This is a genomic window from Vibrio sp. QJM3NY_21 (assembly GCF_057785975.1).
The window spans coordinates 220,699-232,346 of sequence record NZ_CM173513.1 but is presented as its reverse complement, the minus strand read 5'-3'; the positions used below and the strand labels follow the sequence as shown (position 1 = coordinate 232,346).

At 36.7% G+C, this 11,648-nt stretch carries 10 protein-coding genes and 1 pseudogene; all 11 read right to left on the bottom strand.

Features of this window, described 5'->3' with window-relative positions:
• Window positions 1-144: 144 nt before the first annotated feature.
• Window positions 145-1,287 carry a glycosyltransferase family 4 protein gene (locus tag AC3CID_RS01060; RefSeq protein ID WP_488526834.1) on the bottom strand — a complete coding sequence of 381 codons (1,143 nt, stop codon included), beginning with the start codon at window positions 1,285-1,287 and terminating at the stop codon, window positions 145-147.
• A 6-nt stretch (window positions 1,288-1,293) separates the two neighbouring features.
• Window positions 1,294-2,367 (bottom strand): EpsG family protein, encoded by a 1,074-nt coding sequence (locus AC3CID_RS01055; RefSeq protein ID WP_488526833.1) that lies wholly within the window; start codon window positions 2,365-2,367, stop codon window positions 1,294-1,296.
• Window positions 2,368-4,293, bottom strand: a complete 1,926-nt coding sequence (gene asnB / locus AC3CID_RS01050; RefSeq protein WP_488526832.1) for an asparagine synthase (glutamine-hydrolyzing) — start codon at window positions 4,291-4,293, stop codon at window positions 2,368-2,370.
• Window positions 4,294-4,295: 2 nt separating this feature from the next.
• Entirely contained in the window at window positions 4,296-5,315 is a 1,020-nt protein-coding gene (locus AC3CID_RS01045) for a glycosyltransferase family 4 protein (protein ID WP_488526831.1), read from the bottom strand.
• A 59-nt stretch (window positions 5,316-5,374) separates the two neighbouring features.
• Window positions 5,375-6,565, bottom strand: coding sequence for a glycosyltransferase family protein (locus tag AC3CID_RS01040; RefSeq protein WP_488526830.1), 1,191 nt, complete (start codon window positions 6,563-6,565; stop codon window positions 5,375-5,377).
• Window positions 6,565-7,629, bottom strand: coding sequence for a glycosyltransferase (locus tag AC3CID_RS01035; RefSeq protein ID WP_488526829.1), 1,065 nt, complete (start codon window positions 7,627-7,629; stop codon window positions 6,565-6,567). The genes AC3CID_RS01040 and AC3CID_RS01035 overlap by 1 nt, the downstream gene beginning before the upstream one ends.
• On the bottom strand, window positions 7,616-8,431 hold the full coding sequence (locus AC3CID_RS01030) for a formyltransferase family protein (RefSeq protein ID WP_488526828.1): 816 nt from the start codon (window positions 8,429-8,431) through the stop codon (window positions 7,616-7,618). The genes AC3CID_RS01035 and AC3CID_RS01030 overlap by 14 nt, the downstream gene beginning before the upstream one ends.
• The gene (locus AC3CID_RS01025) at window positions 8,428-9,363 is read right to left on the bottom strand and encodes a polysaccharide deacetylase family protein (RefSeq protein ID WP_488526827.1); all 936 of its coding nucleotides are present in this window, start codon (window positions 9,361-9,363) and stop codon (window positions 8,428-8,430) included. Before AC3CID_RS01025 ends, AC3CID_RS01030 begins: the two co-directional genes overlap by 4 nt.
• Before the next feature lie 173 nt (window positions 9,364-9,536).
• A complete protein-coding gene (locus AC3CID_RS01020) occupies window positions 9,537-10,424 on the bottom strand; it encodes a sulfotransferase family protein (protein ID WP_488526826.1) in 888 nt (295 codons plus the stop codon).
• A gap of 22 nt (window positions 10,425-10,446) precedes the next feature.
• Window positions 10,447-10,599: pseudogene (locus tag AC3CID_RS01015) on the bottom strand (DapH/DapD/GlmU-related protein); the annotation flags it as partial.
• A gap of 388 nt (window positions 10,600-10,987) precedes the next feature.
• Entirely contained in the window at window positions 10,988-11,647 is a 660-nt protein-coding gene (locus AC3CID_RS01010; protein WP_488526825.1) for a hypothetical protein, read from the bottom strand.
• Window position 11,648: the final 1 nt, after the last annotated feature.

The following is an 11,648-nucleotide window of genomic DNA, read 5'->3' as shown; positions in this document are numbered from 1 at the left end:
TAAGTATATAGTTACGCTGTAAAACGGAGGAAAGGTAGACTCCAACTTATGGTTTCCACCCCACTAAAATCGATGAACAAAGACTGACTAAGCTTTTAGTATGATCAAACAAAAGGCCGTAAGCCGCCAATGCGTTCTTAACCTTTATTTATTAAGGACAGGTAAGTCATAACTTAGGTTCATAACGGACTCCAAGGCATGTTGAACTACAATTTGTTCATCATACTCTTCTGCAATACGCGCTCGACTATTTAAACACATTAGAATGTATGCTTCTTCGTCAAGTTTAAGCATTGCAACCATTTGTTCATACAGAGAATCTGAAGATTTCACTTCACACAGCAAGCCGTTAAAACCATGTGTAATAACATGCTTACAGCCAGGCACATTCGTCGTTACACTTGGTAAACCCATAGCACCTGCTTCCAATAATGTTCTTGGCATACCTTCACGGTAAGAAGGCAATACAACACAGTCTGCATTAGCATAAACCTGCGCTATCGTATCATTTGGACCAAGCCAGTTAATGTAATCGAATTTAGATAATTTATTTAACTCATCTGATGACAAAGCTGAAGCATTTTTCACACCCGCAAAACCACACAGATCAAGCGTAAATACATAACCGTTTTCAGCCAGTTTATGAGCTGCTGCTATAAGCTCTCGAACCCCTTTATCACCAAGCATTCTTCCAACAAACAAAAAGCGGAAGGGTTTGTCAGCACAACGACTTACTTTCATTGACGGTTCAAACTTATCTATATTGACGCCAGATCCAGGCAGCAGCGTCAATTTGTCTTTATGTACAAGCTTGTTGCTAATCAATAAATCCATATCTTCTGGGTTTTGGCAAAATACTTTGTTGGCAAAAGGTTGGGATAAGCGATAAAGCAACGTCACCACCTTAGACGTTAAATTATCGTTAATAAAAGCAGTGCCTAAACCAGATACATTATTAATGGATTTCACACCACTAAGTCGAGCAGCCCAAGTCCCATAGATATTATTTTTAATCGTGAAGTTAAAAGTGACAACAGGTTTAATTTCAAGAAAAAAGCGAACAAGCCTATAAACCAATGCTAAGTCTTTAACAGGGTGACTGCCTTTGTTGTCCATTTCAAGGTGATGCCACTCACAACCAAGTTCATAAATTAGCTTCTGTGAATAATCATCAGCAGGGGACAAGCAAACAACTTTAAAGCCATTTTTCTGAAAAGCATTTATCGTTGACGATCTGAAATTATACAAATACCAAGATGTATTGGCGGAAAAAACTACTTTATTCATAATTAATTACAACAAGGTAAATGGGTAAAACTGATAAGGCAACCAAGCAAAACTATGCCCAGCAAAGAAAAGCCATACGAACAAAACTAGGAAATAATAACTACAAATAAGCAGGACCCATTGTTTATTCTTCTTATTTGGATTTCCTAAAACTTCAGGCAAGTGGGAGAAAACAACTAATTGTAGTGGTAGCAAATATAGTGCAACACGATCTACCGCAGTACTAGCAGATGTTAAAAACAAAATGGCGAACGAAATTAATGATGCATATGAAAACCAACCCCACAACTGTTTTTCTTTAACAAGCATGTTAAAGTGATTGCGGTAATATAAAAAAAGCACACTAGGCACGACACACATAAAGACTCTAATTAATGCACCTTGGGACTGATATGCGGCTTCTACATAATTGGTATAAAGTGCATCAACACTATCTTGTAACAAGGTAACATAAGCCCCTACAGCAGCAATGGCGATCCATAAAACACTTAACATTCGACTTTTTGAAGAGATCAGTGCAGCTACAGGAATCAGCAAAACTGCCGATTTATGAAATAACGTTGCAACAATAATCCAAACAGAAAACCGAAAAATAGATTTGTGTATTAATGCGTTAAGAGCGATCATTCCAAAGCCCAATGCTGTTGCTTGGCGTGAATAGCCCATTGCCAACACAATAGTCATGTAAGGAATAGCCGCGACTACCGCAAGCATTGGTCTTGGCAAATTTTTACAAAACACCATTAAACCAAGGCTAAAAAAGAAACCACAGAGTAGATTAACAGTATATATCCCACCACCTACAGCACTGGCGATATAGTTAAGCAACTGATAACCAGGGTCTCCAAGTCGAAGTACCTCTTGTAAAGTTAAACCATTGATTCTTTCCAAATAACCAAGATAAGCATACCAGTCCCCTCCAACTTCCACCCGAAAGCCGACTAAAAAAGTAATGACAACAGGTACAATCACCCAGACAACCGGTAAACGTTTTCCAGAATAGTTATAACCTTCCGTACGTCTTGGCTCAGCAAAAGCAAAAGCAGCGACTAAAAAAAATAATGTCCAGTACGCTAGCATTTATAAACCCTCAGCCTCAAGCCATTGCTGGAACATCAGTACGCACCATAACTGTGCTGTATGGTTACATTTCTCGGTTAAATGTTCTTGCCAAAGCTTTGTGACCATAGGCTCATTTAAATAGCCTTCACGTTGCAATTTTACCGGGGCTATTAATCCCTCTGCCCATTCTCTTAATGATGTTCTTAGCCATGTATCGAGAGGAAGTGCAAAGCCCATCTTTGGACGCTCAATTAGCTCTTTAGGCACATATTTATATAGTACCTCTCGTAAAGGCCACTTTGTCACACCATGTCTAAGTTTCATATCAAAGGGCAACGACCAAGCAAACTCTACAACTGAGTGATCTAACATTGGTACTCGAGTTTCTAATGACACAGCCATTGCAGCCCTATCAACTTTAGTTAAAATATCATCACTCATATAAGTCATCATATCCAGAGCCATCATCATCTCTGGTACGGTCAAGCTTTCAGACAAGTTATTTTTCGTAATAACTGACTTTGGTTCCTTACCTAGCAATACTAATTCTTCAGGCGCCTTCCATTGAGAAACCAACCTCAAGTATAAATCCTTAGAGCTTTGAGCTTCTAGTACCGCGGCTGCTTTATGCAGCTTATCGCCCAATTGACGCATTTTTTTTGCTTTAGGTAAAAGAGTGTTCAACCCATCGAGTTGCTGCGGAGAAAAACTACTTATTCCAGTGGATAACAACGTTCGAATTGCAAATGGCAGTATACTAACTTTTGGCCACATTGTATGGGCAAGCTGATGGCGGTTATAACCTGAAAATAGCTCATCACCACCATCACCTGACAGCGCAACGGTTACATGTTGCTTCGCTAATTTGGAGACTAAAAAGGTCGGTATTTGCGAAGAATCAGCAAAAGGCTCATCATAAACGTTGTGAAGATTAGGAATACAATCAAGGGCGTCTTGTGGGCTTACATACATTTCTGTATGTTCTGTACCTAAGTGTTTAGCTACAACCTTAGCATGTTCAGCCTCGTTGTAAGCTTTATTATCAAAACCCATAGTAAATGTTTTTACAGGCTTATTAGTATTTGCCTGCATCAAAGCCACAATGCTTGTAGAATCGACACCACCAGATAAAAACGCCCCTAATGGAACATCTGAAATCACTTGTCGATTAACTGCCATCGTCAACACTTCATCCAACTTATCTACAGCTTGTTGTGCTGTTCCAGCAAAACGATTTTCTAAACCTTTGTTTACCACATCTTCAGCAGACCAGTATTGTGACTCAACAATTGAGAGCTTAGAATCAATCGTTAAAAATGTACCGGGCATCAACTTAAAAGTCTGTTTGTAGATACAGTAAGGCGCAGGAACGCAATTATGACGCATATATAGACACAATACATCGCGGTCTATTTCGGGCTGAAAAGCTGGATGTTGTTTAAGTGCCTTTAACTCTGAAGCAAAAATCAGACTGCCATTTTGATTAGTGTAAAATAGCGGCTTCTCACCTAGCCTATCTCTTGCTAAAAACAACTTTGATTGCTCCACATCCCATAGGGCAATAGAGAACATGCCAGTCAGTTGCTTTAAAGTTTTTCCAAACCCCCAAGCATCAATACAAGCTAAAATCGTTTCAGTATCAGAGTGTCCTCGCCAAATTTCATCAGGAAACTGCTCTCGCAATTCTAAATGGTTATATACCTCACCATTAAACACCATCATGTAGCGGCCACTATTTGAAGCCATTGGCTGATGACCCGCAGGGGACAAATCTTGAATAGCTAGTCGCCTATGACCGAAGGCTAATCCGTCTTTCTCAGAACACCAAAAACCGTCGCTGTCTGGTCCACGGTGAACCAGCTGTGCGTTCATGTTCTTTATCGTATGATAAAGAAAGTCATTACTTTGAGAGCTAAAAGAGATGAATCCAGTAAAACCACACATAATTATTTATTGTTACCTGAAATAGAATCAAAAAGGGTAATAATCACGCTTGATTGCGCTTGTACAGAATATCGATTTTCAACAGCCTTACGACCAGCCTTTCCCATAACAGCGCGTAGTTCATGATCTATTAATAAACGATTTAGAGATGCAATAAATTCACTATGGTTACTCGCCAATAAACCGCATTCACTGTCCTCAACAATAGTGGAATTGACACCTACTGGAGAAGCAACAACAGGAACACTACAAGCCATATATTGAATCAATTTATAGCCACATTTTCCCTTCTCCCAGGGTCCATCTTCAAGTGGCATAATGCCAACATCAAAACTGCGTATATAATCGACTTCGTTTTCTTCCTGCCATGAAAGCGCTTCAACTTTAATACCATTAAGCTGCTCAACAATATCTTCACTCGCACCTACAAGCCTGAGCGTAAAATCGTGCTGTTTTGATAGCTCGATAAACACGTCAGAAAATTGAACGACATATTTTTGAGTGGAAGGTGAGCCTATCCAGCCAATAACTAGACTATCATCTTTATTCAGAGGTATTGCTGGATAGCGGTTTAAGTCGATAACTGTCGGTATTGTTACAATCCTATTAGCCCCAGCAGTATGTGCCCGACTAGCAAGATAGCCATTGCCTGCAACAACCGCTGTAGCATTTTCCATGACCTTATCGATTTTATGACCAAGTAAGCGACGAACAGTTTTATTGGACGACAGGTCGTAATTATGGAATATAGCATCATCGTAATCGACAACGTAGTTTACACCTAATAACTTAATGACTCGCTCAAGCCAAGCAGGAAAGTATGGTATCAACTCATACTCTATCCAAATCACATCATACGCTTTGAGGCGAAACAACGTAAAAATTCGAAGCAAAAAGCATTTGAAAAGTAATAATTTAGAAATCGGTTCTTTATTATACAATCGAGTCAAATAATCATCATTAAACAACGCTTGTTGTCGAATTGTAAATCCAGCTTGTTCAAGGGCATTAAAATACTGCATGGTTCGAAGCCTAGTACTCGCGCCCTTCCGAGTGTATTTAGATAACAATAAAATCTTCTTCATTTTATGCATCGCTCATACACTTGATGGTATTTTTCTGCCCCAACATCGGCAGAAAAAAGCTCTACTGCCGCTTTTCGACAACGTTCTGGGTAATCGGGGTCTAGCAAAAAATCATGCATCAATATTAAACCACGTTTGATTTCTTCATCGCTGCCATCTTCAATCACAACACCAACATTGTATTTCTCAATTAAATCGGCCATATCACCTACTCCACGATTTCCAAGGATAGGTTTCCCACATGCTAAGAACTCAGCCATACGCGTTGGCGCTGAACCTATTTTACTCACCCCGGCAGTAAAATATAGGATACCAAACATCAACTCATCAATTGCTGTTTTCACCTCATCTGCAGAGCACTGCTCAACAGAAAAGCTTGATAAATTATAGCGGTTCGCAAGTTGATTTAACTCATGATGGTCATCGCGAGTCACAATTTTAAAATCAGATTCCGAAAATAGCTCTTTCGAAATTTTTAGTGTATTAAACAGCCAGTCTAGGTGATACCAACCGCTAATAACAGTGCCCATAGTACCTAGTTTAGTGTTCGAAAGAGGGTTATCAGCTTTAACCAATGAATCAAAACGAGTAAGATCGACACAAGTAGGAATTACAGAGAATTTGTTTCTTGATAAATTAGGAATAGTATTTACAAGGTAAGGAACTGCTATGTTAGTTAAACTGATATTCACTGCAGAGTTAGTTAATAGCTTACACTCCAAATACTTTAAAACTTTATAAACTACCGAATTCCTACTTAATCTCCCAGCATCAACCATTTCTTCTGGCCATAACGCCCTCATGTCAAAGATAAACGGTGTCTTAGTTATTCGGCTGACAATATTTGCAGCGATAGAAGGAATATAACTTCGGCAGTGCATAAGCTTTATTTTGTGCTTTATAACTAACTTAAAAGTAAGATTTAACATTGTAATCATGTCAAATACTGTTGCTAATAGTCTTGGTTTTTTGTGGTACTTCTTAGGCAACCAGGTAATATTATATTGCCTCGTTAACGACTCTAGCCGTTTAACTTCAGCACTATCTTTTAAATCAACTTCTTTTTCAAAGGTAACCAAAATAAAATTATAATGACTAGAAAGCCGCGTGAGGTATGCAAGAACCTGAGATTGTCCTAGTGGTTCAAGTAGTCCGGTATAAGCAACATATAACACATTCTTTTTCATTATTTTTCTAGGCCTAATACTTCTAAGTAACGTTTAGCTGAAACTTCTGGCGCAAAATCTCTAGCACGGTTAATAAGCTTTTGTTTATCGTGCGTTTTAGATAACGACTCTTCAATTGCGGCAGAAAGAGCCTCTGCATCACCGACAGGAACGAGGCTACCATATTCGCCATCATTTAGTATTTCACGCGGTCCATGCTTACAATCAGTAGATACGACTGGAGTACCGCAACCAAGTGCTTCAACAATTACGTTTCCGAAGCCTTCTCTATTAGAAGATAAAACGAAAAGGTCTGAAAGGCTAAGGTAGTCCCTAGGGTTTTCTACAAACCCAGGAAAGGTGATATTATCATAAACGTCAAGGTCTTTTGCCAATTGCTTTAGGGGGGCTAATAATGGCCCATCACCGAGAATTGTGAGACTATGCGATGCTTTGTCCAGTTGTGCAAAAGCTTTTATCAATGTTACATGATCTTTAGCTTCGATAAGCCTCCCTGCTGTAACTATTTTATTGACTGTATTATGATTCTTCGTTGCTTGTGACTTCACAATTGGGATTGGATTATAGAGCACCTCAGGTGTGTTTTTTAAGTTTGCCAACTTCTGCATGTCTTTTGCAACCCCTAAAGAGACGCCTGCAACGACATCTGCCATCCTATAAGCTATGAAGGTACTAGCCTTTAGCCAAAGTCTAATCTTTAACTGGGAATGCCTAAATTGGTTTACCAAAGAACTATGCTCAATTAGTAAAAGCTTCGGTTTATGTTTAGCCAAAAGCTTAGCTAACGGTACAAGCGCTGTGAGCCCCCACATGGACGCGATTAAATAATCAGGTTGCTCATCATTTATGTACTTTACTAAAGATTTTATAATATTAACGTTGCTATTGCTTCGTAAATCTACAACATTGAAATTGTTTTTTGTCTCCTCAGCAAACGAGCCAAAAGCATTGCAAACAACAATATCGACGGAATATTGTTTCAAAAATTCAGTTGCAATATCTATGTTAACACGCTCGGCTCCGCCACCCGTCAAATTGGGTAAAACTAAACTAATTTTCTTCATTCGAACGCTGACTTATTGTAATAATCGTTTCATTGCTCTTTAAATTACTAGCATTATATTTAATATTGAAATTTATAAAAGCCATCAACCTCTTAATAGCACCCCACTGCTTTGTCAAGTATAATGTGCCGTGTGCAATCGATTTTTGGGGCACATTCGCAAGCTTAGCTCCTGAAACAAACTTACCAATTTGCTCTAGATAAAGGTCATGAGCATGCTCCATCACTTTAGAATGAAGTTCTTTAAGCGATTCATTGCCTAACAACGGCGTTTTAGCACTCGCAATAACATTTCCAGTATCAATACCAGCATCCAACCACATTATAGTGTTTCCAATGAGATCCAATTTGCCTTCGGCTAGACACCAATTTGTACAATTAGGTCCGCCTTTAACATAAGGAGATAGGCCTGTATGCAAATTCATTATTTTTCCATTGGCTGTAAGCGCAACAATCAATCTTTCTTTTAGCAGATCAGTTCCAGAAACTATAATTAAATCAGGTTTATCTTCTTCTAAGTGCTTTAAAACAATATCATCATTCACTGAATCTGCTTGTAGAAATCCGTCTCGATAAGCACGGTCTATTTTTCTTTCATAATCTAGCATCATTTCTGTCCACACCTTATCAAGTGGATAACCAGAAATTTTATTCACAACCCTAGTTATAATACTAGTGTTTTTTTGTTTAGCTACACTACGTTTTCTAATCAAAACTATAGAACTCACAGGGTACTTTTCAGAAACCTGTGAAGCCAAATATAAGTGATTAGGCGAATCCCCTATGACCAATGCTATTTTCATTTCAATCTACCTAGAGCTTTAAATATCACTTCATCGTTGCTACTTGCATCAAAAGTGAATCGATTATGGACATTCCCGCTTATCTTTGAAAAATCATCACCTACCAATAAAATATTTTTGAACCCACTATCTTGTAAATATTCTATCTGGTATTTACTAAAGTCTCCATTCGGAAAAGCATAAATCGACGATTCCAATAGATTTTCTTTTAAAAACTCCATACACCTGATTGTATCTTCAATAAAGTGCTCTCGGCTTTGGTGACCCATTGATAAATGAGCATAAGAGTGTACTCCTAACTCGTGAGTTTCTGATACTTGCTTAACTTCTTTTATATTCATAACATCAGCCACCAAAAACTCACCATAATGCTCTAAAAATTCACCTATTTTAGATTCTGATTCAAAAAAGGAATCAGCAGTTAGGTACTTAATTTCTCTTGATGCTTGATAACCAATACTCTTCCTTGGTTGATTCAAATCCACATCTAATTCCAAGGAATTCTTTAGCTTTTTAATTAACTCAATAGGTGCTAAACCAATAAAATCTTGTAATTTAACATTCACTGGGACTGTATTTAAAGTAATACACCTAGGTATTACATTCTGATTACACCTAACACCATGCTTCTCCATAATTGGCACAGCATAATCAATAAAATCCTTATATCCGTCATCAAAACTCAATATAACCTTAGGCAAACTTGTTTTAAATTCAACCTGGCCAAAAGTAACAATTTCAAAATTTTTTTTAAGGAATATAATCAAGGACTCAAAATACTTTGGTTCCAGTGGCGCATATGCGCTGCCATCATATGGAGCAACTCGATGTAAATTTAAAATAATTAACTTATCATTTCTAAGTATCGATTTAATCCTCTTATTTATGTAGAATGAATTACTATAAACCTTAAAAAAACTTTTTCTTAACATGGTGAACTTCCAAACTTACTGAATTCAATCAACTAACTGGTTCAAAAACAACCAACTTCAAGGAAAACTTTTACTTTTCAATATTATACATGGTAATTTTGGGGAGTACATTACACCTCTATTTCAGCTTAAACCTCTGATCTAGATCATATATCCCCCCCGAAGAAGCAGATTCACTCTATATTAAAAAATCTGCTTTTCAAATAGCTTTCATTAGATTTTGAAATAACTTCAATTTCCTTTTTAATTGAATAATCTAGAACTTCATATTTCGCGTCTGTTGTATTTAGATTTCTAATCTTACTTGCTAGGCTAACTCCTTCTATATTTAGAGCTTTTTTTACCAACTTGCTAACTAATAAGACTTTCTTATTCGGTTGATTGGTCAAATAAGATAAAATTTTAAATCGATGCTTTCTTTTTGAGTTTTCCTTAATGAATTCAGTTTTATATTCTTTTGAAAGGCTTAACCAATCAAAAATTTTCATTTGATATCCTTTCAAATCCTTTACCCATGGTTTAAAAGGTATTACTATTATTTGTTTATCTGGGAATACTTCATAGTATCTACGCAAGTAGTGTTTATAATCTATCAGCTTTTTATATTGTAAGAATTCATGCTCTCTACAAGTCGTGGGTATTTTTAATCCTTTACTCCTGTCAGATTGCAAATACCATGCTTTGTTGGGGCTAGATATATTTTCATCTCGATTATATAAATTTTGATTATGAAATGAGAGATAAAATTCTTCTTCATCACGGAGAATAATTATGATTTTAGCATCAGGGTTATACTTATAAATTTCTTGGGGAGCATCCTTTGAAAAAAAATACATTACTGATGCATCTATTGCATATTTTTTCTCTTCCTTACTAATATAGTTTTCTTCATATTCCTTTTCGTTATTGAACCACCGAAAGCCGACAAAATCTTTGCAAAAAAAATGAGGTTCTTTTTTTATTCCACCAATCACATCAGGGTGCTGGCACAAATAAGAATAAAGGGAGGTAGTACCTGATTTTGGAGCACCAACTATAAATAGGTTAACTTTCTTGTTCATTTTCATTTTCTCTTTCTATGCTTTTGACATAAACAGCTGGATTACCGGCAACAATTGAATTCTCAGGTACATTTTTAGTTACGACAGATCCTGCCGCAATTATTGCACCATCACCTATTTCAACCCCTTTTAAAATAATAACTCTTGTACCAATCCAAACATCATTACCTATTTTAACTCCTTTTCTCTCAACGTTTTTGTCTTCCCACAGATCAATCCCACCATTTTCATTACCTTTCTTAATATGCAATCGCCTTTGATGCTTTGATATTGGATGGCTATTATTATCTTGAATTAAAACATCAGTAGATATTGCACAGTTACTACCAATGTGTATAAAATCTGATGCCCTCAAAGTAGTTCTTAGTCCGATCCAAGTATCTTCACCAATTTTTATATTTGCACTTGATGTACAATATACATCGGCTCCACATGTACAATTACTTCCTATAGTAATAGAATCCCTTGAACCACTATTATATACTCTGTTAATTGACGATTTAAACCCATGTCCCACGTTAGCGTTATCAAAAAAAGTTTTCCTACCTATAATTTTTTTTATTTTAGTTATAATGTTCATAAAACTCCTCGCCGTTAAATATTTTCAATAAATCCCCACTTCTTCTTAATTCCTTAATCAAATTATGATCGGAATCTGGCAAGTATTTTATAAAAACATTATTAATTCCCTTTAACCTATTCGCATGTTTGACATCGTACTTATCAGCGTTCCCCACAAAAACTTCAACCTTTGAATCCACTCCATTAATATATAAATCTTTGACATCAACTGGAAAAAAAAACGTGTTAACGTTAGCTTTAACCATTTTAAGGAACCACCTATAATCGCCATTTAAAATAATCCATAACATTCTAACCGTCGTTTGAGGAGAAAACGCAATTATTCTATCTGCATTTATTAACAGGCCAATAATTAAAGCCGCATAACCACCCATTGAGTTTCCGCAACAAATTATTTTAGAGCTTTTTAATTTTTCCAGTTCTAATTTTATATATGATGCTGTTTCCTTTATTGAATGGGTATCGCTATTCACGCCCATGGAATACCAAGACTGTTTCTCATCTGTAATAAATATTTTATTTCCATTTAAACTCTCAGAAAAATTCAAAAATTCAAATTGGGGTAAGCCCATCCCACCAGCAACACCACCAAAGAATATATAAGTTGTATCTGACTGATTATTTATTACTTTAATTGACATG

Excerpts from the sequence above, each read along its gene's own strand:
- AC3CID_RS01060 (WP_488526834.1), bottom strand. The coding sequence starts at position 1,287 with ATGAATAAAGTAGTTTTTTCCGCCAATACATCTTGGTATTTGTATAAT.
- AC3CID_RS01055 (WP_488526833.1), bottom strand. The coding sequence starts at position 2,367 with ATGCTAGCGTACTGGACATTATTTTTTTTAGTCGCTGCTTTTGCTTTT.
- asnB (WP_488526832.1), bottom strand. The coding sequence starts at position 4,293 with ATGTGTGGTTTTACTGGATTCATCTCTTTTAGCTCTCAAAGTAATGAC.
- AC3CID_RS01045 (WP_488526831.1), bottom strand. The coding sequence starts at position 5,315 with ATGCAGTATTTTAATGCCCTTGAACAAGCTGGATTTACAATTCGACAA.
- AC3CID_RS01040 (WP_488526830.1), bottom strand. The coding sequence starts at position 6,565 with ATGAAAAAGAATGTGTTATATGTTGCTTATACCGGACTACTTGAACCA.
- AC3CID_RS01035 (WP_488526829.1), bottom strand. The coding sequence starts at position 7,629 with ATGAAGAAAATTAGTTTAGTTTTACCCAATTTGACGGGTGGCGGAGCC.
- AC3CID_RS01030 (WP_488526828.1), bottom strand. The coding sequence starts at position 8,431 with ATGAAAATAGCATTGGTCATAGGGGATTCGCCTAATCACTTATATTTG.
- AC3CID_RS01025 (WP_488526827.1), bottom strand. The coding sequence starts at position 9,363 with ATGTTAAGAAAAAGTTTTTTTAAGGTTTATAGTAATTCATTCTACATA.
- AC3CID_RS01020 (WP_488526826.1), bottom strand. The coding sequence starts at position 10,424 with ATGAACAAGAAAGTTAACCTATTTATAGTTGGTGCTCCAAAATCAGGT.
- AC3CID_RS01010 (WP_488526825.1), bottom strand. The coding sequence starts at position 11,647 with ATGTCAATTAAAGTAATAAATAATCAGTCAGATACAACTTATATATTC.